The organism is Chitinophaga sp. NPDC101104 (assembly GCF_050277495.1).
GTDB lineage: Bacteria > Bacteroidota > Bacteroidia > Chitinophagales > Chitinophagaceae > Chitinophaga.
The window spans coordinates 4,279,058-4,304,024 of sequence record NZ_JBNNSF010000001.1 but is presented as its reverse complement, the minus strand read 5'-3'; the positions used below and the strand labels follow the sequence as shown (position 1 = coordinate 4,304,024).

Here is a 24,967-nt window from a genome sequence, read left to right as displayed (position 1 = left end):
CCCAAAAGCGAATTTTGTCATACCTTTAGGTAAGTTTTGGTTGTTTAATGAAAGAGAATAGAAGCTCCATTCAGATCAGCCGAACTATCTGCCGGGAGTGTTCGAGCACTTCCGGTTTTGTTTTCACCGATCCGTTATGTATATGTGTTAATCTGCCTGTTTAAGGTAATACTACCAGTTTTCTCCCCTCCAGCCTGAAACGTACTTTCGATTTTTCCAACATCACCAGCAAACCCGCCAATGGAATATCTTTCGTCATTTTACCGTCGAACCTGATGTCCGGGACTCCGTTTTCATATACCACTTCAATATCGTACCACCGTTCCAGTTGTTTCATCACCTCTTCGAGCGTGGCGCCTTCGAAGTTGAACAGCCCGTTCTTCCAGGCCATCGCTTTATTGATGTCGGCATTGTTGATCACCGTCACGCCTTCGTTGTGGGTCATTTCCAGCTGCTGGCCGGGCACGATTACGCCTGCCGAAGTGCCGTGGTGCTGCATGCCGGGGAGCGCCCTTACCCTGACGCGCCCTTCCAGCAATGTGGTCGTAAACGTATTTTCATTGTCATACGCGTTCACGTTGAAATGCGTGCCCAGCACTTCGATCTCCATATCGTTGCCCACGCCCACGCGAAAAGGTTTTTCGGGGTTTTTCGCCACTTCGAAATACGCTTCGCCGTGGATGTCTACCCGGCGCTCTTTGCCGATAAACGCCGTGGGGAAGCGGATGGCGCTGGCCGAATTGAGCCAGACCTTCGTGCCGTCGGGCAGCGTGAGCTGATACTGGCGGCCTTTGGGCGTGGTCATCGTATTATATACCAGTTCGTCGGGCGTAACGCCGGTTTTATCATACGCCAGTTCCCCGTTTTTCAGCACTACGTCCGCACCGTTCTGCCGCGCCACCATCCCGTTTTCCAGGCTGTCGAGCACGATTCGCTCTCCGCCGGAAAGCGTGAGCACGGCGCCGTTCCGGCCTGGTAGGATGTCTTGCGCCAGTGCTGGCCGGTTACCGTTTCGCGCGTCCCCGCTACGGAATTTTTGCACCAGCAGGAAGCTGGAAGCGGCGAGCAGGATCACTGCCGCCGCCCAGCCCCATTTGCGGATGGAAGGTTGCCGGCGAACGGCCGGGTTGGTTTTTGATGCTATTTGTAAAGATGGTTTGTCGGCGCTCAATGCCCGATGGAAGAGGGGCCACAGCTTTTCATCGAAAGGCGCGAGCGCGGGGGCGTCTTCCAGCAGCGACGCGGCCACTTCCTGGTACAGTTCCCTGTTTTCCTCCGTCAGCACTTCGTCGATGAACGTTTGCCGTTCGGCATCGCTCAGGGTGTTTTGCATATAACCCTGGATGAGATAAGCCATTTCTTCTTTGTTCATCATCGGTGAAGGCAGTTTAAGTTGTCAGTATATAAGAGCCGGGAGAAAGCAGGGGTGTAATGCCGGAAAGCGATATTTCTTTAAAAAAGTATCCATGCCAGCCAGAAAATCTTCCCGGCCCGGAGGAGATAAGCCCTGATCTGGGCGAGCACGGCACTGATGGTGTTGCGGACATGCCCGCGGGAAAGTTGCAGCCGGCGGGCGATCTGGTCGGAATTGAGGCCTTCTTCGCGGCTGAGGCGGTAAATCTGCCGCTGTTGTGGCGTGAGGGTGGCCAGGGCTTGCTGGATAACCGCCTGGATTTCCTTGAAATGCAGGTGGTTGTCTGCACCGGGGTCGGGAGAAGGGAACCCGGCAACTTCCGCATCCTGCGGCGCCATCTGGGCATACCAGGCTTTCTGGCGCGCCAGGTGCCGGAAGCATTGGTGCGTGGTAACGGTTTTCAGCCAGGCGTGGATATGGCCCACTTCAGGCAGCTTGTCGCGGTACGTCCATATCTGGATGAATACGTCCTGCAAGGCTTCCAGCCGGCCGTTATCGTCTTTGACGAGCCGATGGATCCAGTGCTGCAAAAGCGGGCTCCATTGTCTGAAAAACCGGGCAAATGCATGTTCGTCGCCCTCTGCTACGAGCAAAAGCAGTTCCTGGTCATTATGATTTTGGTGGATCGGCAAGTGTTGGCTAGTTACGCGATGCAAACTATAATAAAAATGAATAGGTCGATAGTATAGGCGCCGAACTTTTTCCGCCGTTATGGTCCTGCCGAAGGTATGACAAGCCTTTCCATGCAAACGGCCGCCGGAGACGAGCAGGAAAATGCTGACAATCAATCAACAGGCACGTTAATTGCGGCGGCAGGAAGATGAAAAAGACGGGCTTGATCATTTTTGGTACGATGTGGCTAGCTTTGCAGGCCGCCGGACAGTTCTCGGATTCTACGCATTATTACATCAAATATGCCTCCACGGGCTCGGTCAACCGGACGCAGGACGCGAAGTCGTACCTGCTGAACAACTGGCTGGCCTTCAAGATCAGTAAGCGGAAGGTGGTGCTGAACGCGGATGCGGGATATATTTATGGCCGGCAGGATGCGTTGAAGACCAACAGCGATCTTTCGGCTTCGCTTAATTTTAACTGGTACCAGGGAGACGAGCGGCGCTTCTATTACTGGGGGCTTACCAGTTATCTCAAAAGCTATTCCCTCAAGGTGAACGACCAGTTCCAGGGCGGGCTGGGCGCGGCGTACGATGTGGTCAGCCGGCCCGCGGCGCACGTCAACCTCAGCAACGGGATTTTGTTCGAGAACAACGATCTGTTGATGAAAGACACGATCCCCGACGTGTACCATACTTTCCGCAATTCCCTGCGGCTGTATTACAAATTCACCATCAGCAAAATCGTGGTGCTGGAAGGCTCGCATTTCTACCAGCAATCGTTCCGGTATATCGACGATCACATCCTCAAAAGCACGAATTCCCTGTCCATCAAACTGCGGTCCTGGCTGGCGATCACGGCAGCGCTGCAATACAACAAGATCAACCGCACGGAACGGGAGAACCTGTTCATGAATTACGGGCTTACGATGGAAAAATATTTCTGACGGATCAGTTTTTCAATTCGATCCACACCGGCGCATGATCGCTGGATTTCTCCCATCCGCGGACATGCTTATCCACGCCCGCGCTTTTCAGCCGGCCTTTGATGGATGGGCTCAGCAGGAAATGATCGATCCGCAGGCCGGCATTCCGGCCGAACGCGTCGCGGAAATAATCCCAGAAGGTATAAATGGTTTCGTCGGGATAGAGGGCGCGCAGCGCGTCCGTCCAACCCTGGGAGAGCACTTTTTCGTAAGCCGCGCGCGTTTCCGGGCGGAAGAGCGCATCGTCGACCCAGCGTTCGGGTTTATATACGTCGCGGCCGGTGGGGATCACGTTATAATCTCCCGCCAGCACCACGGGTTTCCCGGAATCGATGTGCTGTTTCGCATGGAGGGCGAACCGTTCGAACCAGCCCAGCTTGTAGTCGAACTTGGGCCCCGGCGCGGGGTTGCCATTGGGCAGATACAGGCATCCGAGCGTGATGCCGCCCACTTCCGCTTCAATGTATCTGCTATGCAGATCTTCCGGGTCGCCCGGCAGCACGCGCGTCACTTCCACCGGCAAGCCTTGCCGCGAAAGGATGGCGACGCCGTTCCAGCTTTTCTGTCCATGCCAGATGGCTTCGTAACCGGCGTCGTTGATCGCCTGCAGGGGGAATTTTTCTTCGGGCGCCTTCAGCTCCTGGAGGCACACATAATCCGGCCGGCTTTCTTCCAGCCAGCGCAGCAGTACGGGCAGACGGCCATTCACGCCGTTCACGTTGTAAGTGGCAATTTTCATCTGCCGAAGATAGGATTTTCAGCGGATGGGATCTTCGGGGCCGGCACCTACACTTGTTCTTCCCCGGAATTCCCCGTATCTTATCTTACCTTAAAACCCGACATCCCATGAATCACACCCGTCGCGATTTCCTCCAATATTCGGCGATCCTTGGCGCTGCCGCCGTTACATCGCCCCTGACCGGCCTGGCCGGCTTTTCCCGCGAAAAGAAACTCGGCGTCGCCCTGGTAGGCCTGGGCGGTTATGCCACCAACCAGCTGGCGCCCGCCCTCCAGCAAACGCAGCACATCGAGCTGCGCGGGATCGTGACCGGAACGCCCTCCAAAATCCCGGTCTGGGTAGAGAAGTACCGCATCCCGGATAAAAACGTCTATAATTACGACAACTTCGATCAGATCGCCGGTAATAAAGATATCGACGCCGTTTATATCGTGCTGCCGAACTCCATGCACGCGGAATTTACCATCCGCGCCGCGAAGGCCGGGAAACACGTTTTCTGTGAAAAGCCCATGGCCGTCAGCGTCCGGGAAGGGCAGCAGATGATCGACGCATGCAAAAAAGCGGGCAAGCAGCTGGCTATCGGTTACCGGCTGCACTACGATCCGTTCCACCTGGAAATGATGCGCCTGAGCCGCGAAAAAGTGTTCGGAGCGGTGAAACTGGTGGAAGCCAGCGATGGTTTCCGGGCCGGAGATCCCAACCAGTGGCGCCTCAAGCACGCCCTCTCCGGCGGCGGCCCGCTGATGGACGTCGGTATTTACGCCATCCAGGGCGCGCGGTACACCATTGGCGAGGAGCCGCTATCCGTTACCGCGCAGGAGTTCCCGAAAACCGACCCGGTGAAGTTTAAAGATGTGGAAGAATCCCTGGCCTGGCAGCTCCAGTTCCCGGGCGGCGCTATCGCCAATTCGTTCACGACCTATATCGCCGGCGTCAACCGCTTGTACGCCGCGGCGGAGAAAGGCTGGTTCGAAGTGAACAATGCTTTCGGGTATGGAGGACAACAGGGCCGTACCAGCAACGGCCCCATGCCGTTTACGCACATCAACCAGCAGGCCGCGCATATGGACGGCGTGGCCAAAGCGATCCTGGAAAACCGTCCGAACAACGTGCCCGGCGAAGAAGGCCTCCGCGATATGAAAGTGATCGAGGCGATTTACGCTTCCGCCGCAGCAGGAGGGAAGTCTGTCAAAATTGGATAAAAACGTTTTTGCATAAAAAAGCCTCCGGCGACCGGAGGCTTTCCAACAAATTATCGTTGCAACGAAAACCGCAATGGCAGGTTAAATTGTACCGCCACCGGTTTCCCGTCCTGTTTCCCGGGCTTCCAGACGGGCATAGCCTTCACCACGCGAATGGCTTCCTCTTCCAGTCCGCCTCCTTTCCGGGGGCCGACCGTCTTCACGTTTTTCGTTTTCCCTTCCGCATCGATCACGAACGCCACGTAAATAGTGCCGGTAATGGCGCTGTCTGCGGCCGCTTTGGGATAGCGGAGGTTGTTCGACAGGAAAGTGGTCAGCGCATCCTGGCCGCCGGGGAACGTGGGCGGCTGTTCCACAAAAGTGAAAACGTCTTTTTCCTTCAACTCCTCCGATGGCGTAATATCCGCCAGTGTAATGCTTTCCCTGCGCCGGCCGTTTTCATCGAAATCGGCGATGCTCAGTTCCGCGAATTCGGACTTTGGCTCGCCCCAGACGAATTTACCTGCCGGTGTGCACTCGAAAAACTCGTTGTAGGTTTCTTCGTTGTTGAGCGTCCCCAGCACGCCATTCATAAATATATATCCCTGTGAAAAGCCGTTCACCGTGATCTGATCGCCAATCACCTTTCCACGCAGCACTTCGTCCGGCTTGCTTTTGTCTTTGTGGTAAGAATTGCCCGGCGCGGGGTACGACCGGATCTCGATGTCGTTGCCGGTAGCGATAAGCAGGTAATACCAGGCGTTTTCCGGGTCACGGAAAAGCTTGGCGCCATAGAAGAGTTTTTGTCCCGCGGGGGCATGGCCGCGCTGTTCATTGTCTTTTTTAGCGAGCAGGTACAGCGCGTATTCCGAAAGCGGTTTCAGGTGTTGCGCAGGTATCTGCAGGGTAGTGAGGTATTTTTTGTGCCCGCCGGGATTGCCGGCGGCGAGGAAGGTCGCGTGCAGTACGTCTTCCAGCACCTGTTTGTTTTTGCCGGTCTGCGAAAGCAATTGCTGCAGGTTGAATTGCGGGGCGTTTTTGCCGAGCATCCGCGTGTAATACTGGCGGAAGCCGTTCTTGTCGGCCGAGTAGGCGTTCATCATGGCTTTCGAAAAAGCATTGACATCGGCGGCCGAAAGCTGTAAAGGCTGCGCTGTTGCGGTAAACGATGCCATCATTATAATGAGCGGCATCCATCTTTTTTTCATGGGAATGGGATAAGGGTATTTTTACGGCAGCAAATATATAATAAAAATACTTAATTCAACGGACTGTTTCAGGGCTGCCCGTTGAGGTGGGAGAGCTCGTTCTTCAGGGATTTGAAGCGACTCCTATCCGCCGGGAGACACCTCGTTCTTTTGGGCCGGTCCTCATTCGGGTCCGGCATTTTTGTTTCATAAGCACGCCATGCGATACCCTACAATTAGGAGGGTGAAAAGCACCGTTTACCGGTATTGACCGGGGTAGGATGCGGGGCTACCTTTGCGTTATTCCTCACATTTTAACGCTGAAAAAGTAATGGAAACGAAAAGAACAAAACGCATTTTATCCGGGCTGTGCTTGTTGGCAATGACTGCTTTTGTGTCTACCGGCTGTGGTGGTAAAGACGACGATCCCGCACCCGGCGCGAAGAAAATGAATATGAAAGTCACCATTTCGGTGACAGGGGCAGAAGCCGATGATAATATGTACTGGCAGATCTCCGCCGCCAACCTCGATGCCACCCACTACGGCGCCCCGGTCTGGAAAGTGAACGGCGTTACCCAGGGCAATACCCACATCGTGGAACTGGACGAAACCAAATTCACCGGCAACACCAAAACATACGTCATGGAAACCGTGAAAGCATTCCACACCGGCTCGCTGAACTTCGATTACACCAACCTCGGCGCCCCTATGACCATCAGCTACAAGGTGGAGCTCGACGGTAAAACGGTGACCAACGTACAGAACAAGGTAATTCCCGCCGGCGGAAAAGACAATCAGAACCTGACTTACAAACCGGAATAAACGGAAAACCGGCCATTTGCACGCAGCATTATCAGGGAAAACGCACGAAAGTGCGTTTTTCGCTTTACAGGCGGTCCCGGTCCATTGTTTGTTAAATGCCCAAACATCGATAATTTTATCCTTCCACATTCTCGGAACAACATAGATCGCATGACGGAAAACGGAAAAATACTGGCGGTGGTAGACGATCATCCCATCCTGGCAGACGGGCTGCGCTCGCTGCTGATGGAGCATGGCGGATTTGAAGACGTCCGCAGTTTCAATTCCGGGAAGGACTTCATGCAGTTCCTCGCCGTCAACGCCGTAGACACCGTGCTGCTGGATATCGCGCTGCAGGATGCCAATGGGGTGGAGCTGTGCCGTGAAATCAAGCTGCTGTCTCCGGGAACGATCGTGTTGGGGCTGAGCAGCCAGGCGGAACGGGGCGTGGTATTACAGATGATCACCAACGGGGCCGGCGGATATGTGTTGAAAAGCACCGCTACCAGCGAGCTCATCGAATGTATCCGCGAAGCGCAGGCCGGTTGCGTGGTTTTTTGCAGTGATGTAAAAAGGGTACTGGCCAAAGTGCCCGTCCATCCGCAACGCACATTGCCCTCGCTTACCAACCGCGAAAAGCAGATGCTGCAATTGCTGTCTGAAGGCAAAACCACCCCCATGATCGCAGCCGAGCTCCACCTGAGCCGCCTCACGATCGATACCTACCGCAAAAACCTCCTCCAGAAATTCGAAGTGAAAAATATAGCCGAACTGCTCGTGCTCGTAGTGCGGGAAGGGTTATTGTAGCGCACGGCCCGGAGGCCATGCGCTTTATTGGATAGTTGTGCCCTTAAAAATCAGTTAAACATCAATTCGTCGATGAAAGCCCAGCCATGGCCGCCCTTGCCGGGATGCCACACGGGAATCTTGCCCAGCGGTTTCATGACGATCTTCACACACGAAACTTCCGCTTCCGGGAAATCGCAGTTATAGGTGATCGGCGCCACGGGATCGCCCTGTTTTGCGGGGGGTAACGATGTTTTGCGGAGCAGCCGCAGGTTGTTTTTATCCGTTCCGCCCCAGACTTCGATCTGCTCCGGCGGGAAGATATACGCATCCTGGTGCCGGAAGGTGCTGAAGGATACCTGCTTCAGCGGCACCGCCTTTTCGAACCTGACCACCGCCTCCAGCGGATGGTTGACGTACCCGAGCCACTTGCCGTCGCTGTAATTGAAAGTGCCTTTCTCGGCATCGTTGAGCGTTTTGGCGCCGTTGCCCGTGTATTGCCCTTCCGGCTGGCTGATGAGCGTGATACTGTCTGGCCGGTAAGTGGATTTGCTGAAGGAATATTGCACGGGATCGCTCACGTTCCAGCCTTTTTTACAGGCGATGGCGCGGATCACGGTGCTTTCGGTGAGGCGCAGGCTGTCTTTGAAAACAGGGGAGTTGATGCTGTCGGGCGCAGAGCCGTCTGTCGTATACCGGATTTCCACACCTTTCACCCGATGTTTCATCACCAGCTGCATGTCGTTTTTGAAGATAGCGGTGGTATTGACGATTTCAGGCTGGTTGAGCTTGAGCTGTTCCTGTCCGTCGCTGATAAATCCATTCACCAGTTCCACGCCGGGGAAAGTGGATTGTATTTTTTGCATTTCGGTGGATGAGATCCCCGTGTTCCAGGCGTAAATTTTATCCAGTTTGGGCGCTTTTTTCAGGGCCAGCAGCTGTTGCGCCGCCACGGGCGTTCCTGCAACCGAAAGCCTTTGCAGATGCGGCAGTTTGGCCAGTTCGCCGAGGGTTTTGCCGGTGATCTGTGTAAACCCGAGGTTGAGGACCCGCAGCTCGCGGAACTCCGCCAGCAGCGCCAGGTCTTCGTCTTTAACGGGCATCTTCTGCAGGTGCATTTCCGTCAGCTGTGCTTTGAGCGGCAGCAATTCCTTCACCGACGCGATGTCGAACTTATCCCGGTTATACCAGTTGGCTACCAGCGGCGCCGCATAAAGCGCCACGGGGTACACCACGCGGTAGTTGTTGTTCAGTTTGGCGACGAGCTTTTCGTCGGCAGGGGGGAGGTCCAGCTGTTCGGTACCGCCGGGAGGCGTGAGGCGCGCGGCGGCGAGCTGGTAGAGCGTATCCTGCGGCGGGAGGGATTTTACCTTTCCGTCGAACTTCGCACCGTTTTGGATCCAATGGTGGAGGATGGCGATCTCCGCTTCCGTCAGTTGCGGTTTGCCGGCAGGCGGCATGTGTTTTTTGTCGGCATCGGGGAGATGCAGGCGCAGCATGAGCAGGCTCGCCGCGGGATCGCCGGCAATGAACAGCTCGCCGGTTTTGCCGCCGGCCAGCATTTGCACGGAATCTTTCATGGACAGGCCGCCTTTCGCCTTACCGGGATTATGGCAGCTCATGCATTTTTCTTCCAGGATCGGCTGCACCACATGCGCGAACAGCTCCGCCTGGTCGACGGGCACTACCGGCCGTACGAACGCGGGCGTCACCGGCGCCAGCACGAAGTTTTCGCCGTGGGTGACAACGGCCCCGAAGTGCCCCGTCACCATAAGCAGCACGATCATCCCGAGCGAAAATCCCCGGTTCCCCCAACCCTTCAGACTATTCCGTAACCAGTAAAGGGCGGAAGCCGTCCACAGCAACAGGGCGCCGCCCCATTTGTGCCAGAACAGCGGCCCCTCGGCCGAATAGCCTTCTTCGCGCGACAAAAACAATCCCATCATCACGGTTACGGCCGCACTGAGCGCGCCCAGCAGCAACATCACCGCCGTCACCTGGTTCCTCCAGGCCACCGCTTCCGGGTTGCGCATCGGTACGAACGGCAGTACCGCGCCGATCAGCAGGAGCACGATCGGGAAGTGCAATACCAGCGGGTGCATGCGCCCCGCCACCTGGAGCCATGAAGGCACGGCGAGCCGGTCGCCCGCCAGGAGCAATACCAAAACGAATAGGTTACTGGCCAGCAGCAGGCTTCCGCCGATGCTTTGCCATTTTGTGCTTTGTTGGTTCATCAGACTCTGCTGAGTTTATAGGGATATACTTTTCCGGACGCCCATTGCGCCACATACAGGTTCTCGTCGTTGTCCACGCACACGTCGTGCGGGTGCACGAAGATCTTTTCCGCCTGCTGCATGGGCTGCAGTTTACCGTCTGTGTACTTCGGTTCCGTACCGCCGATGTTCGACACCACTTTATTGTTTTTGTCGAGGATCGTCACGAACCCGCTGGCCTCTTTGCCCATTTCCGGGGAACGGAGCACGGCGGCGTACAGGTGATCGCCTTTGATGACGGGCCGGCACACGCAGGCGCCGGGCAGGGAGATCACTTCCAGCAATTGCCCGTCCATGCTGAACCGCTTGAAGCAATTCCGCGTGCGGTCGGTGACCAGCAGGGTAGGCGCACCGTTCCGGCGATCGATGCAGATACCGTGGGCATTGTCGAGATGGGCGTCGCCTTCGCCGCGGCCGCCGAAAATATGCAGCAGTTTGCCGTTCCGGTCGAACCGCGAAATGAATTGCGCGCCGTAACCGTCCGCGATGTAGATATCCCCATTTTCCGCCACGGTGGTTTCCGTGGGCACGAACGCTTCCTTTTTATCGTATTTCCCGCTTTCCTTCGGGAAGTCGATCGTCAGCAGCACCTTCCCGTCGAGCGTGGTTTTGTAGACCTGGTGCAAATCCGTATCGGTGATGAGCAGGAATTCTTCCCCGTTTTCCTTCGCCAGGGTGAGGCCGTGCGCACCGGGGAATTGGGTTCCCCAGCTTTGCAGCAGTTTCCCGGATTTATTGAAGATGAGGACGTTGTTTTTCGTCTCGTTCGTGAGCAGAATGATCCTGCCCTTCGCGTCCTGCACCATTTCGTGGCAGTCTTTCACGGGGAAGCGGGACACGTCGGCCTTTGCCCACTTTTCGTCGAGCGTGAACCGCATTTTGTTATGCCCGTAAACGGGGCCTTTCGGCCGGGCAAAGAGGTCGCGGGAGATGTAGAACCCGGCAGTGGTGAGCGCCGCGGCGCGGATGAATTTTCTTCTTTCCATGTTTCGGTATTTAGGCCATCAGTCCGGGAATGACTTGTCCCGCAACGTCTGTGAGCCGGTAACGGCGTCCCTGGTGTTTGAATGTGAGTTTTTCGTGGTCGAGGCCCATGAGGTGCAGCACGGTGGCGTGGAAGTCGTGTACATGCACCGGGTCTTTGACGATATTGTACCCGAACTCGTCGGTTTCGCCGTAAACGATGCCGGGTTTCACGCCGCCGCCGGCCATCCAGATGGAGAAGCAGCGGGGGTGATGGTCGCGGCCGTAATTGTCGGCCGTCATTTTCCCCTGGCAATAATTCGTGCGCCCGAATTCGCCGCCCCAGATCACGAGCGTTTCATCGAGCAGCCCGCGTTGTTTGAGATCGGTGATGAGCGCTGCGGACGCGCGGTCCACATCCTTCGCCTGCCCGGCCATTTCGTTGGGCAGGTTCCCGTGCTGGTCCCATCCCTGGTGATACAGCTGGATGAAGCGCACGCCGCTTTCGGAAAGCTTCCGGGCCAGCAGGCAGTTCGCGGCGAAGGTGCCGGGCACCATGCATTCCGGGCCGTACATTTTAAGGATATCGTCCGGCTCGCGCGAGAGGTCGGTCAGTTCGGGAACGGCCGTCTGCATGCGGTATGCCATTTCGTATTGCTGGATCTTGGTGCTGATTTCCGGATCGCCGAATTCCTTGTACGATTTATCGTTCAGCGCCGCCAGCTGATCGAGCATTTGCCGGCGGTTGGTGGAATCGATGCCTTCGGGATTGTTGAGGTACAACACCGGACTGTCGCCGCTGCTGAACTGCACGCCCTGGTGGATGCTGTCGAGGAACCCGTTGCTCCAGAGCTTGGAGTACACGCCCTGGCCGTTGCCTTTCCCGCGGGACAGCAGTACGCAAAATGCGGGGAGGTTTTTGTTCTCGCTGCCCAATCCATAACTCATCCACGATCCGAAACTGGCCCGGTTGCCTTGCTGGGCGCCGGTCTGGAAGAAAGTAAGCGCCGGGTCGTGGTTGATGGCTTCGGTGAACAGGGAACGAACGATGCAGATATCGTCGACGATCTTGGCGGTGTGCGGAAAGAGGTCGCTGATCCAGGCGCGGGCCTGGCCGTATTGCTGGAAATCGAAATGGGAGCCGACGAGGGGGAACGACGACTGTCCGGCCGTCATGCCCGTCAGTCTTTGTCCCATGCGGATAGACGCCGGGAGCTCCTGGCCCATCATTTCGCGGAGTTTCGGTTTGTAGTCGAAGCTTTCGAGCTGCGAGGGCGCGCCGTTCTGGAACAGGTAAATGACCCGTTTGGCTTTGGGCGCGAAGTGCGGCATCCCCGGCACAAAGGCCGCTTCTTCCGGTGTGCGGCTGCCGAAGAGGTCGGGGATGAGGAGCGAGCCGAGGGCCACGCTGCCAACGCCGAGGCTGAGATTCGACAGGAATTTGCGGCGGTTCATGTTCAGGTGCCGCTCGATGAATTCATTTTTCATGGCGCGTATTTTTACCGGGGATCAGGTTTTGGATAAAGTTTCTTCCAGGTTGTAAATGGTGGTGATGACCTGCATCATGGCGGCCCAGGAGGAGGCATCGAGCCCCTTGGCCATGGGATATTCGCCATGTTTGAGGAGCTTCTCCGCTTCGGCGGGCTTGCTTTTGAACCAGGCCTGCTGCTGCGCGAAGTATTTGGACAGGATGTCGACCTCGGCCGCTTCCGGCGTCCGGCAAACGATGGCGTGGAACGCCTGGCGGATGTTCTTTTCCGTATCGCCGCCCTTTTGCAGGAGTCTCCCCGCAAATACCCGCGAGGCTTCCAGGACCGTTGGGTCGTTGAGCATGATGAGCGCCTGCAGCGGCGTATTGGTGGCGGAGCGTTTCACTTCGCACTGGTCGCGGTTGCTGGCGTCGAAGATCATCATGGACGGGGGCGGGACCGTTCTTTTGATGAATGTGTACAATCCGCGGCGGTACAGGCTTTCGCCATGGTCTTGCCGGTAAGTGGCCAGCTGTCCCCGGCCGGAAGTGGCCAGTTCCCACAAGCCCGCGGGCTGGTAAGGTTTCACACTGGGGCCGCCGATGGTGCGCACGAGCATCCCGCTGGAGGCCAGTACCAGGTCGCGCACGGTTTCCGCAGGCAGGCGGAACCGCGGCCCGCGGGAGAGGTAAATATTATCAGGATCTGCTTCCAGCTTGTCTTTCGTGATATTGGCCGATTGGCGGTAGGTAGCCGTCATGACCATCTGTTTCATCAGCCGCTTCACATCCCATCCATGCTGCATAAAATCCACCGCCAGCCAGTCGAGCAGTTGCGGATGGCTGGGCAATTCGCCCTGCATCCCGAAATCGCCCGTGCTTTTCACGATCCCTTTCCCGAATACCTGTTGCCACATCTGGTTGACGAACACGCGCGCCGTGAGGGGATTTTTCGCATCGAAGAGCCAGGTGGCCAGTCCCAACCGGTTAGGCGGCAGAACGGCCGAATTGAAGGGCATGATGGAAGCCGGGGTGCCGGGTTTCACCTCGATGGTCGGGTTGTCGAACACCCCGCGGCCGAGAATGTAGGATTTGCGCACGGAGTCCTGCTCGCCCATGATGGATACGATGAGGCGGTTGGTGTCTTGCCGGTTGATGAACCGGAGCGCGCCTTCCATGTCTTCGCGGGTGATTTCCATGAAGGGCTTCTTGGCGTAGGTTTCCGGTCCGCCCACAACGGATTCCAGGCCCACTTCCTTCACGTTGTTGAAGAAAGCGTAGAGCTCGTAATATTCCTTCTGGGAGAAGGGATCGTATTTATGGTCGTGGCACTGGGCGCATTCCATGGTGACGCCGATGAGGCTTTTGCTGAAGGTGTTGGCGCGGTCTATCACGTAGGAAACGCGGTATTCTTCGTCGATGACGCCGCCTTCTTCGGTGATTTTATGGTTGCGGTTGAACCCCGAGGCCAGGAGCTGCTCGCGGCCGCCGCCGGGCATCATGTCGCCGGCGAGCTGCCAGGTCACGAAATCCTTGTAGGGAAGGTTTTTATTGAAAGCGTAAATCACCCAATCGCGCCAGGGCCACATGGAGCGGTAGTTATCGTCCTGGTACCCGTGGGAATCGGCGTATCGGGCCACGTCCATCCAGTGAACGGCCATTTTCTCGCCATAGGCGCTGTCTGCCAGCAGTTCATCGACCATTTTCTCGTACCCGCGCTCGCTGGTGTCTTTGGCGAAGCGCTCCATGCGGTCGGCGGTGGGGGGCAGGCCGGTGAGGTCGAAGCTGAGGCGTTTGAGGAGGCGTTCGGGATCGGCGGCGGGGTTGGGAGCGAGGCCTTTTTCTTCCATCCTGGCCAGCACGAACCGGTCGATCTCGTTGCGCGCCCATCCGTCGCCGTCTTTGGGAACGGCAGGTTTGACGGGGGCAACAAAGGCCCAGTGGGGCTTATATTTGGCGCCCTGTTTGATCCATTTTTCGATGAGTTTGATCTCGAAGGCGGTGAGCGTCATGTTGGAAGCCGGCGGGGGCATGCGCAGGGTGCTGTCTTCCGTCGAAATACGGAGGAAAACGGCCGATTTCATGGGGTTCCCGGGCACGAGGGCGTGCATTCCCGGAGACTCCTTCAGGGCTTTGTAGGCGCTGTCGGCGATGTCTAGCCGGAGGCCGGCTTCGCGCTTGTTGGCATCGGGCCCGTGGCAGGCGAAACACCGGTCAGACAAAATCGGCCGGATATGGAAATTATAATCCACGGAATCCGGCATGGCTTCGGCGGTGCGGTGAGGCCCGCTATCGTTGCAGGATGTAAAAACGGCGAGCGCGCCGAATGCGAAAATTATATAACGTTGGAACATGGTACGGACGTGCAAGATTTCATTGTTCACAAATATCGATCACTACTTTACGTGGCTGTTAATGGTGTCAGGATTGCCCCCGGGGCGCTGCTTATCTTTGACGCTATATTGATAATAGTTAACGCAATATTTGCAACTATTTTGACGCGATTCTACTTTTGATTGACTATTGATTGTGAATTTAACATTTATATTTTAAAATTCACTGAAATTGTTGCCAGTGGTTGCTTTTCGGCGGGCCCGCCGTCCCGCGAACCCTTCAGGACCGGTGGCAAATCCCCGTAATTAATACCAGCTTGCGGCCTTTGCCATCTGCGGTCAATAAACGGTAAGTTCTATCGACCGGCGAATGTGTACGGATGAAGCGCAAAGCCACTGCTCCGGCGATTTCCGCAGTATGCATCGGGCTATGGGAAAGCTGCAATGCATCATGGCGATGAAATTAAGATTTATTGCGTGGATGTAATGGGAATTATGATTGCCGGTGCGGACCATTTTTACCGGGATGTCTCGTACAGGAGGCTATTTCAGCCGGAATTAAAAAGTATACATATTCGCAGACATATTCCCGTATTTACGGAGCCCGGCCGGGGGCAAGTCAATCCCTCAGGCAGGTAACGATTCATCCAGTGATTTGCCGTATCATGAATTGCGCATACATTACATACATATGGTTTCGTTTAGGACGGAATGCGTGCGGTTTTACAATAACCGTATCTTCAGCGATGGCAATAAACACAAGTGGTATGAACGGCAATGCCTGGAACGGGGAAGGGAACTTTTGATATAGCATTATTGGTAGAACATTTCTCGGGATTCCGGGTTAAGGCACAGATTGAAATACATATAAAATCAAAATAATCCCTTGCGCGGCGCCCCACATTACCCTATCTTTATATCTTCACCATGTTTAACAAGTAATGGCTTTCGACATCCTGCTTACTTTATTTCTCGTATTACTCAACGGTTTTTTCGTAGCGGCGGAATTCGCCATCGTAAAAGTCCGTTCTTCACAGATAGAAGTCAGCTCCGGCCGCAGCGCCGCCGTGTCCGGCGTCGCAAAAAGCATCGTCAATAACCTCGACGGCTACCTCGCCGCCACACAACTCGGCATCACCCTCGCTTCGCTCGGGCTGGGCTGGGTAGGCGAAGATGTGATGACGACGCTCATCCTTTCGGCCTTCAACAGCCTGGGCCTGCACATCGAACCGGCCATGGCGCATAACATCGCGCTGCCCATCGCGTTCCTCTGCATCACCGTGCTGCACATCGTGTTCGGCGAACTGGCGCCCAAATCCCTCGCCATCCGCAAGCCCGTTCCTACCACGTTTGCCGTGGCCGTGCCGCTCAAGATCTTCTACGCCGTGTTCCGCCCGTTCATCTGGGTGCTCAACGGCTTCGCCAATGCCATCCTCAAACTCATCGGCATCACGCCCATTCACGAACATGGCGACATCCACTCGGAAGAAGAACTGAAAGTCATCATCGCCGAAAGCCACCAGGGCGGCGTGATCGAAGAAACGGAGAAAGCCCTCATCCAGAACGTGTTCAGCCTCGGCGACCGGCAGGCTTCCACGCTCATGACGCCCCGCAACGAGCTCGTATGGCTCAATGTCAACGATGCGGCCGACGTCAACCGGGAAAAAATCCTGTCCAACAAACACACCCTGTATCCCCTCACCAATGGCGACCTCGACGCCGTGTACGGATTCGTGTATTCGAAAGACCTGCTGAGCGACAGTCTCACCGATTCCCTCCAGCGCCTGGAATCCTATAAAAAGAAACTCCTCCTCATCACCACGCATAACCGCACTTACCAGATCCTCGACCTCTTCCGCAAGGAAAAAGTGTACCAGGCCATGGTGGTAGACGAGTTCGGCGCCGTGAAGGGCATGATCACGATCAACGATATCGTGGACGCGCTGGTGGGCGATATTTCCGAAACGAACGAATTCGAATATGAAATGAAACGGCAGGACGATGGTTCCATCCTCGCCGATGCGCAAATCCCTTTCGTGGAATTCCTCGAACGGATGCACATCCCGGCCGACCAGAAGAAGCTGAACCTCGTGAACTTCGCCACCCTCGGCGGTTTCATCCTCGACCGGATGGGGAGGATCCCCGCTGCCGGCGACAGCATCCAATGGCGCGGGCTACGGTTCGAAGTGAAGCAGATGGACCAGCACCGCATCGCCAAAGTGGAAGTGCGCGGCGAAGCGCAATAAACAGCATTGTCATAAAAAGAAAAGCCCACCATGCGGTGGGCTTTTTTCATATCGTAGAGGGATCAGATTTTCTTCATCACTTTCATTTCCAGCCGGAAGGTGACGGCGGTGGTGAGTTTTTTGAGGGCGATGGCCAGTTGGTTCTCTACCGTTTTGGTAGACAGTTCCAGGATGGCGGCCACTTCCTTGTACCGGAGGCCGTATTGTTTCACGAGAATGAATATCTCGCGGCATTTGGGCGGCAGCTCGCGGATGGCTTCCTCCATCTTTCCCATCATTTCTGACGTGATCAGCAACTGTTCCGGATCGGGCGAGAATTGCAACTGCTCCTCGTCGCTTTCCTGCAGGGGAAGGCTGCGCAGCTGCGATTGCCTGCGGGTATGGTCTACCACTTTGTTACGGGCGGCCACGAAAAGATAGACCTGCGGATTGCGCACATCACCCAGCTCATGCCGCTTCTGCCAGCATTGTACGAACACGTCGTGCGTGATCTCTTCCGCCACTTCCCTGTCTTTCAGCAAAGAGCAGGTGAAACGGAACAGCGTCACGAAGAAATGGTCGTAAAACTGCCGGAAAGCAAGTTGGTCGTTCTCCGCCGTCATTTTCCTGAATAAGGCTGCAGTGTCAGTCATACCGGCTGCAATTTATCATACGTAGATTATGCTAAAGTTAACAAAAGACCCAGATGAAAAAAATAATATAGCGATTCGATTTCCGGTAAAGTATGAAATATTCGCGGGAAAAAACAAACTCCCTTTTATTCCGAGGCATCGTTTTTTTATCAAACTAAAACTGTAGTTGTGTTTTGCAAACGATTGACAGGACGGAGTTCCAGGCGATTGAAAAAAAAGGGGATTTTCTTTTGGGGGTTTTTGGAAGCGGACATCGTCCTTCTGTTGTAAAAGGTCCTATTCAGATGCATGAAACACAAGAGCGCTTATTTTTATTGATGTCCAGGAAAGTGGCGAACGAGGCAACGGCGGAAGAGCTCAAGGAGCTGGAGCGGTTGCTGGTTGCCGTGCCCGGGCTTCACTATACCTTGAACATGGTGGAAGAACTGACCCCGCTTCCCAAACCTGGCGACGCCGCCACGGAAGATGAATTGCGCCGCAAACAGCGCGGGCTGGGCAAGCTCGACGAGCTGCTGGCGACCGCCCCGGCCATCCGCCGGAAGATGATGCCCAGGCAGTGGCTGGCCGCGGCCGGCGTGGCCCTGCTGGCCGGCGCAGGCGGGGTACTGTATTGGATGACGGGCGCATCGGGCCGGGAATCCGTCGCGGAAACGGCTTTTGGCGTAACGAAGAAAGAAGTGCTGCTGCCCGATGGGTCGCGCGTGGTACTCAACGCCGGCAGCAAACTGACATATGATTCCGCTGCGCTGGCGAAGGGAGACAGGACCGTGACGCTCACGGGCGAAGGGTTTTTCGACGTGAAAGCCAGCGCGGAGCATCCGTTCGTCATCCGGACGGGGAAGGTGGACGTGCGGGTGCTGGGCACCACTTTCAACCTGAAAGCCTATCCGAAAGACAATCGTGTCGAGACATTCCTCATTACCGGGAAGGTGGAGATCGCTTATAAAACGAAAGGGGAGGAAGCCCAGGTGAGACTGCGGCCCCTCGAGAAGCTGGTGATCGATCTGCCGGCTGCGGGAGACGCACCGGCGGCTACCTTGAAACCGCAGGTCCCGGACACCCGGATTCAAACCACCGGCAACAACACGGCCGTGACCATTTCCAGCTCCGAGCCCGCCTGGATGCAGGGGCGGCTGGAATTCGAGAACGTTACGTTCGAACAGCTGGCCAATGAGCTGGAACGCTGGTACAACGTTAGTATAACATTGAACAATGATAAGCTGAAAGGCGAGGTCTTCTCCGGCGCCTTTAACAACAAACCGCTGCCCGAGGTACTCCAGGCGCTGCAATTGACGATGCAGTTCCAATACAAATCACTGGGCGATCATCAAATTGAAATCTGGTAAACCATTCACGTATCAAAAAGCTGCGCCTATGATATAGCAACATTACTCCGCTGACCATGGCCATAAAAAAAAGGAAGTGCGGCAACACCTCCTTTTATATGCTGGCCGAAAAACTGCCGCCTTGTCTTGAGAACACAGGGGACGGCCATCTTATTCAACCGACAATCCAAAAATATGAAAAAAATCCGTACATGCATTTTACCTGTACCTGAAGAGCGATTAAAAAAAATATTACTGCGTATGAAATTGACTTCCGTACTGCTGCTGGCTGCATTCCTGCAGGTTAGCGCAAATGGATATTCGCAGGAAAAGCTCAGCCTGGATTACGCCAACATCAATATCAAGAAACTGTTGACGCTGGTAAGCAAGAAAAGTGACTACACTTTCCTTTACCGCAACGTAACCATCCCTGACAAAACAGTGAACATCCGCGTAAAAGACGCGCACGTGATCGACATCCTGCGGGAAACCCTCGCGGGCACCGATCTCACCTTCAGACTGCTTTCCGGAAAGCTGATCGTCATTACGCCCAGCGGGGAAACCGTTGTGGCCAGGCCCATCCGCGGCATCGTGCAGTCGGAAGACGGGACGCCGCTCATCGGCGTGACCGTGATGGTAAAAGGTTCTTCCAAAGGCACGCAGACCGATGCTACGGGGCATTTTTCCCTCGAAGCGCCGGAAGGGGCCATCCTCGTGTTTTCCTACATCGGGCATGAAGCGCAGGAAGTAAAAGCCGGCACCGGCGATCTCAACATCGTCCTGAAAGCCGGCTCCAGCGGGCTGACGGAGATTGTGGTAGTTGGATATGGCGCGCAGAAGAAAGTGAACCTCAGCGGCGCGGTAGACATGGTTTCCGGCAAGGAGCTCCAGAACCGGCCCATCAACAACATCGCCACCGGTCTGCAGGGCCTGCTGCCCAACCTCAATATCACCCTCAGCAATGGCCGCGTTACTTCCAATCCCGGATTTAACGTGCGCGGTCTTACTTCGCTGACGGAAGGGGGGCCATTTATCCTCGTAGACAACGTTCCGGCCACGCCCGATGAGCTGAACCGCCTCAACCCGGCCGATATCGAGAACGTGACCGTGCTCAAAGACGCGTCTGCCGCAGCCATCTACGGTGCCCGCGCCGCATTCGGCGTGATCCTCATCACCACCAAATCCGGTACTTCCGACAGGATCTCCATCTCCGTGAACACGAACTACGCGCTCCGCAACCTGGGCGCCGTTCCGAAGCTCGTTACCGATCCATACCTGACGATGGACTATAAACACCGCGCCGCCACGCCGCTCTACAACCTGTACCCGGACGCCGTGCGCGAATACGCGAAGAAACGCTCCGCCGACCCTTCGCTCCCCGCCGTGATCGTGGACCCTACCGACGCTACCAGATACGCCTATTACGGTACCACAGACTGGCTCCACGAAGCCTATAAGAACTCCGCGCCCACGTCTACCACCAACTTCAGCGTTTCTCAAAAGAGCGATAAAGTGGCGTATTACCTCTCCGGTGAATACTTCCGTTACGAAGGCCAGCTGAAATACGGCAACGACATCATGAACCGGTACAACCTCCGCGCAAAAGTGAACTATCAACTGTCTGACCGCATCAAACTCGGCGCCAACACTACGTTCACAAACCGCGACTACGATGCACCGGTATTCCTCGACGGCAACTTTTTCCATGAACTGAACCGCATTCCGTCGCTGTCCGTTCTCCGCAACCCCGACGGCAGCTGGACCAAAGACGGCGGCTACATCTTCGGCAGGTTGCAGACAGGCGGCCGTACCAAGAATTACATCAACGAATATACCGCCACGCTCAACGGTGAGCTGAACATCATCAAAGACGTGTGGGACCTGAAGGGCGACGCTACCATCCGCCGCACCAACAATACCATCAATTCCTTCGACATCCAGGTGCCGTACTACGACGGGCCCGGCCAACCCGTAAAATACACGGGCGCCAATCCTTCCTACGCCACCACCGGCAGCGACGCCGCACGATACAACGTGTTCAACGTGTATACCGATTTCCACAAAACTTTCGCCAAGAAGCACTATGTGCAGGCGTTGGCAGGTTTTAACCAGGAATACCGTTACGACGAATCCGCCCGCACCACCCGCCAGGGCCTGATCAGCACATCGCTGCCCACGCCGCAGCTGGCCACAGGCACCATTACCCAGCGGCAGACGATCACCGACTGGGCGGTACAGGGGCTGTTTTACCGGTTGAATTATATCTACGACGACAGGTACATCCTGGAACTGAACGGCCGGTACGACGGCACGTCGCGCTTCCCGACCAAAGACCGCTGGGGCTTCTTCCCGTCGGTATCGGCCGGTTGGGTGGTAACGGGCGAGAACTTCTTCAAGCCGGTGGCGCAAGCCATTCATCTCGATTTCCTGAAGCTGCGCGGATCGTACGGTTCGCTCGGTAACCAGGCCATTTCGCAGGCATACGCTTACATCCCCACCATGGGCTCGGGCCAGATCGGCCAGATCCTCGACGGGGCGCGGCCGATGATGGTGAACCAGCCCGGGGCGGTTTCCGCTTCCCTCACCTGGGAAAAGATACAGACGCGCAACTTCGGCGTGAATATGTCGTGGCTCAACAACCGCCTGGGCATCGACGCCGATATTTATACACGCGAAACCAAAGGCATGCTCGTGAAAAGCAAAACGCTGCCCGCCGTGTTCGGTACCGGCGAGCCCCGTGAGAACGGCGCTTCGCTGAAAACGAAAGGATGGGAGCTGAGCCTGAAATGGAGCGATAACGTGCAGGTGGGCGGATCGCCGCTGAACTATTCCGCGAGGTTCATCCTGGCAGACAGCCGTGCCTATATCACCAAATACGACAATCCTACCCGCCTGATCGGCGACCGCTACGTGGGCGAGGAATGGGGCGAGATCTGGGGCTTTACCTCGGCAGGGTTCTTCCAGTCGGAAGAGGAGCTGAAAAACTGGCCCGACCAGACGGAAGTGGGCTCCGACGATCAGAAGTACAAATTCTATGTGGGCGACCTGAAATTCGCCGACCTGAACGGCGACAAGAAGATCGATTATGGCAAAAACACCGTGGACGATCCGGGAGACCGCCGGGTGATCGGCAACAGCAGCATCCGTTTGCCCTATAGCCTGGACCTGAGCGCCGACTGGAAGGGCTTCGACCTGCGGGTGTTCCTCCAGGGCGTGGGCAAGCGCGACTGGTACCCCAACCCCAGCAACCACTACTTCTGGGGCGTATACGCACAACCATGGGCCAACGTACAGGTGCACAACCTCGACGCCTGGACCCCCGAAAATCCCAACGGTTACTTCCCCCGTCTCAAATCCTATATCGCCGAAGACGGTTCCGAACTGGGCGCCGCGCAAACCGGGTACCTCCAGAACGCAGCCTACCTGCGCCTGAAAAACGTGACCGTCGGCTATACGCTGCCGGGCTCGCTGACCCGCAAAGCCCGCATCGAAAGACTGCGTATTTATTTCAGCGCGGAAAATATCTGGACCCGCTCTCACCTGAAAGCGAAGATCGATCCGGAAGGACTGGACGGTTCCGTGTATCCCTTCCAGCAAACCTACTCCGGCGGCCTGAACCTGAATTTTTAACGGATAAGCTAACAACACATGAAAAAGATCAATTTTTATATATGTTTCGGAATGGTGACGGTGGCGGCCGTTTCGTGCAAAAAGAACTTCCTCGACCGGTTCCCGAAAACAGAAGTGACGAAAGAAGTGTTCTTCAATAACCCGCAGGACCTCGAGACCTACAGCAACGGCTTTTATGGGATGCAACCCGTTCCATACCAGGATATCGAATCCGATAACACGAGCAACTACCAGGCCGCAGGGTACGTGGACGGTCTCGTGCGCGGGACTGTGACGCCGGTGACAGTAGGGGGATGGAATAACTGGGGAGACCTGCGCCGCATCAACTTCATGCTGGTGAACGCCGGCAAAGCGCAGGGCGACGCCACGGCGATCCGTCATTTTATCGGCATCGCGAAGTACTTCCGGGCGATGTTCTACTTCTCGAAACTGCGCGATTATTCCGATGTGCCCTGGTACGGAAAGCCCCTCGCGACCGACGACGCTGATCTTTACAAAGGCCGCGACACCCGCGCGCTCATCGCGGATTCCATCCTGGCAGACCTGAACTACGCCGTCGAAAATATCAAACCCGACGAAGGCAACCGCACCCGTGTCACCAAATGGGCCGCCCTGGCTTTGCTGAGCCGGTTCGGCCTGTACGAAGGCACATTCCGGAAGTATCATCCGGAAGTAAACCTCACCAACGAAGGAAAGAAATTCCTGGAACGTTCCGTTTGGGCTTCCGAGCAGATCATGGGCAGCAACCGGTTTACCATCAACAATACCGGGAAGGGCGGGGAAGACTACCGCGCCCTGTTCTGCAGCGCCACCCTCAACGGCGTGAAGGAAATCATCATGTGGGCCGACTACCAGCAGGCGCTGGGCGCGGCCAACAACACCCATACCGTTTTGGGCTACCAGTGGGCGCTGAGCAACAGCCTGGCCGAAACCTACCTCATGAAAGACGGGACGCCTTTCACCGCGCAGCCCGGCTACGCCACAAAAACCTTGCTGGAAGTGCTCGCCAACCGCGACCCCCGCATGAACGAGACCATCGCCTCGCCCGGTTTTTCGCCGAACCAGGATAGCAAGCCTTATGTGATCAAGCCCACCATCGGCGGGTACGACCAGGTGAAATTCTACCCCCGCCTGCCGTCGCAGCGCCAGGGTTGGGACGCGAACTACACCGCACTCCCCATCTACCGTTACGCCGAAGTGCTGCTGAACCTCGCAGAAGCGAAAGCCGAACTGGGGACCCTCACGGCCACAGACCTCAACAATACGGTAAACCTCCTCCGCGCCCGGGTGCAGATGCCCGCCATGACGCTGACGCCCGCCGCAGATCCCGTACTGGCCGCCCAGTACCCCGGCGTGACGAGCTCCCTGCTGCTGGAACTGCGCCGCGAAAGAAGGGTAGAGCTCGCCTGCGAAGGCCTGCGCTTCTCCGACCTCATGCGCTGGAAAGCCGGCGCCCGCCTGCAAGACGCGCAGGGCGGCATGTACGTGCCCGCGCTCGGTGCCATGGACGTGACGGGGGACGGTAATCCGGATATCGCCATCCTGGCCAGTCCGAACGATGAATCCCCCATCGCCGGGCTGCCGGAAGACGTGAAGAAAAACCTCACGAAATTCCACCTCAAAGATGCCGCCGGGAAGGATAACAACTTCTATCTCTCCGGAGGCACCAAAGGCCGCATTATGTTCACCGTAGACCGCGACCAGCCGCGGACCTTCGTGGAACCGAAATATTACTATCGCCCGATACCCCAGACGCAGACGGTGCTGAACCCTGCGCTGAAACAGATATTCGGTTGGTAATGGAAAGGGACCGAAATCCAACAGCTACCGGTGCCTGCACCGGTAGCTCTCTTTTCCCGCCATCACCCTATCGGACCACGGCTTGACTGCTGCTTTGCGTGGGCTTTAATTCCTCATTGTTCACTTCCAGAAAATTAAAACCCATGAAAAAAATCCTTCTTTGCACCCTGTTTTGTTTCATCGCATTTGCGCCCGCATTCAACATCTCCCAGGCTAACGCTGCCGTAGCGAAAGTCTTCAGCCAGGTATACGGTTTCAAAACCTGGGACGATTACCCGCATTCGCCCGCCCCGGCCAGCTATACCGTTGCCCTGAACACCGGCGGTTCCGCCACGATGATCGTGTACGGCAACCCGCTTTCTCCCGACTATATTACGGTAGACGGTTACCCGATGACCGTCACCAGCACCAATCATTCCTTCGACGGCCTCGAAACGATCGAAGAATGGAACGGCACCGTGAATGGTACGCCCATGCGTTTCAAAGCGAGACAAATCTATAACTACCTGACGCTCCAGGGCTGGTACGGTAGCTTGTAAACTTACCCGCCTGCGCAAAGCAGAGTATGGCCCAGGCAAACGGGCCCCGTTG

At 56.2% G+C, this 24,967-nt stretch carries 18 protein-coding genes; 9 read left to right on the top strand and 9 right to left on the bottom strand.

The window, feature by feature from the left end; translation table 11 throughout:
- Nucleotides 1-160: 160 nt before the first annotated feature.
- Both ACQKLP_RS17250 and ACQKLP_RS17245 read right to left on the bottom strand, forming a co-directional pair.
- Nucleotides 161-1,375, bottom strand: a complete 1,215-nt coding sequence (locus tag ACQKLP_RS17250; RefSeq protein WP_427324043.1) for a FecR domain-containing protein — start codon at nt 1,373-1,375, stop codon at nt 161-163.
- 77 nt (nt 1,376-1,452) lie between these two features.
- Nucleotides 1,453-2,046: an RNA polymerase sigma factor gene (locus ACQKLP_RS17245; protein ID WP_427324042.1), complete on the bottom strand. Its 594-nt coding sequence runs from the start codon at nt 2,044-2,046 to the stop codon at nt 1,453-1,455.
- Between the two features lie 221 nt (nt 2,047-2,267).
- Between ACQKLP_RS17245 and ACQKLP_RS17240 the strand changes: the two genes are divergently transcribed.
- Nucleotides 2,268-2,972: a DUF481 domain-containing protein gene (locus tag ACQKLP_RS17240; protein ID WP_427324041.1), complete on the top strand. Its 705-nt coding sequence runs from the start codon at nt 2,268-2,270 to the stop codon at nt 2,970-2,972.
- Between the two features lie 4 nt (nt 2,973-2,976).
- On the opposite strand, the gene xth is transcribed toward ACQKLP_RS17240, so the two are convergent.
- A complete protein-coding gene (gene xth, locus ACQKLP_RS17235) occupies nt 2,977-3,750 on the bottom strand; it encodes an exodeoxyribonuclease III (protein WP_427324040.1) in 774 nt (257 codons plus the stop codon).
- A 107-nt stretch (nt 3,751-3,857) separates the two neighbouring features.
- On the opposite strand from xth, the gene ACQKLP_RS17230 reads away from it, so the two are divergent.
- Nucleotides 3,858-4,952 carry a Gfo/Idh/MocA family protein gene (locus ACQKLP_RS17230; protein ID WP_427324039.1) on the top strand — a complete coding sequence of 365 codons (1,095 nt, stop codon included), beginning with the start codon at nt 3,858-3,860 and terminating at the stop codon, nt 4,950-4,952.
- Nucleotides 4,953-5,002: 50 nt separating this feature from the next.
- On the opposite strand, the gene ACQKLP_RS17225 is transcribed toward ACQKLP_RS17230, so the two are convergent.
- Nucleotides 5,003-6,139, bottom strand: a complete 1,137-nt coding sequence (locus tag ACQKLP_RS17225) for an energy transducer TonB (RefSeq protein ID WP_427324037.1) — start codon at nt 6,137-6,139, stop codon at nt 5,003-5,005.
- A 352-nt stretch (nt 6,140-6,491) separates the two neighbouring features.
- Between ACQKLP_RS17225 and ACQKLP_RS17220 the strand changes: the two genes are divergently transcribed.
- Both ACQKLP_RS17220 and ACQKLP_RS17215 read left to right on the top strand, forming a co-directional pair.
- On the top strand, nt 6,492-6,941 hold the full coding sequence (locus ACQKLP_RS17220; RefSeq protein WP_427324036.1) for a hypothetical protein: 450 nt from the start codon (nt 6,492-6,494) through the stop codon (nt 6,939-6,941).
- A gap of 150 nt (nt 6,942-7,091) precedes the next feature.
- Nucleotides 7,092-7,727, top strand: a complete 636-nt coding sequence (locus ACQKLP_RS17215; RefSeq protein ID WP_427324035.1) for a response regulator transcription factor — start codon at nt 7,092-7,094, stop codon at nt 7,725-7,727.
- 50 nt (nt 7,728-7,777) lie between these two features.
- Here the strand turns inward: ACQKLP_RS17215 and ACQKLP_RS17210 are convergent, their stop codons facing one another.
- The 4 genes from ACQKLP_RS17210 to ACQKLP_RS17195 are packed head-to-tail and all read right to left on the bottom strand — an operon-like array spanning nt 7,778 to nt 14,764.
- Nucleotides 7,778-9,940, bottom strand: a complete 2,163-nt coding sequence (locus tag ACQKLP_RS17210; protein WP_427324033.1) for a c-type cytochrome domain-containing protein — start codon at nt 9,938-9,940, stop codon at nt 7,778-7,780.
- Nucleotides 9,940-10,965 carry a 6-bladed beta-propeller gene (locus ACQKLP_RS17205; RefSeq protein WP_427324032.1) on the bottom strand — a complete coding sequence of 342 codons (1,026 nt, stop codon included), beginning with the start codon at nt 10,963-10,965 and terminating at the stop codon, nt 9,940-9,942. Before ACQKLP_RS17205 ends, ACQKLP_RS17210 begins: the two co-directional genes overlap by 1 nt.
- 10 nt (nt 10,966-10,975) lie before the next feature.
- Complete coding sequence (locus ACQKLP_RS17200; protein WP_341840255.1) at nt 10,976-12,430, bottom strand: DUF1501 domain-containing protein; 1,455 nt, start codon at nt 12,428-12,430, stop codon at nt 10,976-10,978.
- A 21-nt stretch (nt 12,431-12,451) separates the two neighbouring features.
- Nucleotides 12,452-14,764, bottom strand: coding sequence for a PSD1 and planctomycete cytochrome C domain-containing protein (locus ACQKLP_RS17195; protein WP_427324031.1), 2,313 nt, complete (start codon nt 14,762-14,764; stop codon nt 12,452-12,454).
- 920 nt (nt 14,765-15,684) lie between these two features.
- Between ACQKLP_RS17195 and ACQKLP_RS17190 the strand changes: the two genes are divergently transcribed.
- Nucleotides 15,685-16,989 carry a hemolysin family protein gene (locus ACQKLP_RS17190; protein ID WP_427324030.1) on the top strand — a complete coding sequence of 435 codons (1,305 nt, stop codon included), beginning with the start codon at nt 15,685-15,687 and terminating at the stop codon, nt 16,987-16,989.
- Nucleotides 16,990-17,051: 62 nt separating this feature from the next.
- Here ACQKLP_RS17190 and ACQKLP_RS17185 read toward each other — a convergent pair whose 3' ends face one another.
- Nucleotides 17,052-17,621 (bottom strand): RNA polymerase sigma factor, encoded by a 570-nt coding sequence (locus ACQKLP_RS17185; protein ID WP_427324029.1) that lies wholly within the window; start codon nt 17,619-17,621, stop codon nt 17,052-17,054.
- Between the two features lie 317 nt (nt 17,622-17,938).
- Between ACQKLP_RS17185 and ACQKLP_RS17180 the strand changes: the two genes are divergently transcribed.
- The 4 genes from ACQKLP_RS17180 to ACQKLP_RS17165 all read left to right on the top strand — a co-directional run bounded on the left by ACQKLP_RS17180 (nt 17,939) and on the right by ACQKLP_RS17165 (nt 24,915).
- Nucleotides 17,939-18,967, top strand: coding sequence for a FecR family protein (locus ACQKLP_RS17180; RefSeq protein ID WP_427324028.1), 1,029 nt, complete (start codon nt 17,939-17,941; stop codon nt 18,965-18,967).
- A gap of 240 nt (nt 18,968-19,207) precedes the next feature.
- On the top strand, nt 19,208-22,576 hold the full coding sequence (locus tag ACQKLP_RS17175) for a SusC/RagA family TonB-linked outer membrane protein (protein WP_427324027.1): 3,369 nt from the start codon (nt 19,208-19,210) through the stop codon (nt 22,574-22,576).
- Between the two features lie 18 nt (nt 22,577-22,594).
- On the top strand, nt 22,595-24,376 hold the full coding sequence (locus ACQKLP_RS17170; RefSeq protein ID WP_427324026.1) for a RagB/SusD family nutrient uptake outer membrane protein: 1,782 nt from the start codon (nt 22,595-22,597) through the stop codon (nt 24,374-24,376).
- A 143-nt stretch (nt 24,377-24,519) separates the two neighbouring features.
- Nucleotides 24,520-24,915 (top strand): hypothetical protein, encoded by a 396-nt coding sequence (locus ACQKLP_RS17165; RefSeq protein ID WP_427324025.1) that lies wholly within the window; start codon nt 24,520-24,522, stop codon nt 24,913-24,915.
- Nucleotides 24,916-24,967: the final 52 nt, after the last annotated feature.

What these genes read in the sequence shown, in the direction of transcription:
- ACQKLP_RS17225 (WP_427324037.1), bottom strand. Translation starts at nt 6,139, where the DNA reads ATGAAAAAAAGATGGATGCCGCTCATTATAATGATGGCATCGTTTACC.
- ACQKLP_RS17190 (WP_427324030.1), top strand. Translation starts at nt 15,685, where the DNA reads ATGGCTTTCGACATCCTGCTTACTTTATTTCTCGTATTACTCAACGGT.
- ACQKLP_RS17180 (WP_427324028.1), top strand. Translation starts at nt 17,939, where the DNA reads ATGTCCAGGAAAGTGGCGAACGAGGCAACGGCGGAAGAGCTCAAGGAG.
- ACQKLP_RS17175 (WP_427324027.1), top strand. Translation starts at nt 19,208, where the DNA reads ATGAAATTGACTTCCGTACTGCTGCTGGCTGCATTCCTGCAGGTTAGC.
- ACQKLP_RS17240 (WP_427324041.1), top strand. Translation starts at nt 2,268, where the DNA reads ATGTGGCTAGCTTTGCAGGCCGCCGGACAGTTCTCGGATTCTACGCAT.
- xth (WP_427324040.1), bottom strand. Translation starts at nt 3,750, where the DNA reads ATGAAAATTGCCACTTACAACGTGAACGGCGTGAATGGCCGTCTGCCC.
- ACQKLP_RS17250 (WP_427324043.1), bottom strand. Translation starts at nt 1,375, where the DNA reads ATGATGAACAAAGAAGAAATGGCTTATCTCATCCAGGGTTATATGCAA.
- ACQKLP_RS17165 (WP_427324025.1), top strand. Translation starts at nt 24,520, where the DNA reads ATGAAAAAAATCCTTCTTTGCACCCTGTTTTGTTTCATCGCATTTGCG.
- ACQKLP_RS17230 (WP_427324039.1), top strand. Translation starts at nt 3,858, where the DNA reads ATGAATCACACCCGTCGCGATTTCCTCCAATATTCGGCGATCCTTGGC.
- ACQKLP_RS17185 (WP_427324029.1), bottom strand. Translation starts at nt 17,621, where the DNA reads ATGACTGACACTGCAGCCTTATTCAGGAAAATGACGGCGGAGAACGAC.
- ACQKLP_RS17205 (WP_427324032.1), bottom strand. Translation starts at nt 10,965, where the DNA reads ATGGAAAGAAGAAAATTCATCCGCGCCGCGGCGCTCACCACTGCCGGG.
- ACQKLP_RS17210 (WP_427324033.1), bottom strand. Translation starts at nt 9,940, where the DNA reads ATGAACCAACAAAGCACAAAATGGCAAAGCATCGGCGGAAGCCTGCTG.
- ACQKLP_RS17215 (WP_427324035.1), top strand. Translation starts at nt 7,092, where the DNA reads ATGACGGAAAACGGAAAAATACTGGCGGTGGTAGACGATCATCCCATC.
- ACQKLP_RS17195 (WP_427324031.1), bottom strand. Translation starts at nt 14,764, where the DNA reads ATGTTCCAACGTTATATAATTTTCGCATTCGGCGCGCTCGCCGTTTTT.
- ACQKLP_RS17200 (WP_341840255.1), bottom strand. Translation starts at nt 12,430, where the DNA reads ATGAAAAATGAATTCATCGAGCGGCACCTGAACATGAACCGCCGCAAA.
- ACQKLP_RS17170 (WP_427324026.1), top strand. Translation starts at nt 22,595, where the DNA reads ATGAAAAAGATCAATTTTTATATATGTTTCGGAATGGTGACGGTGGCG.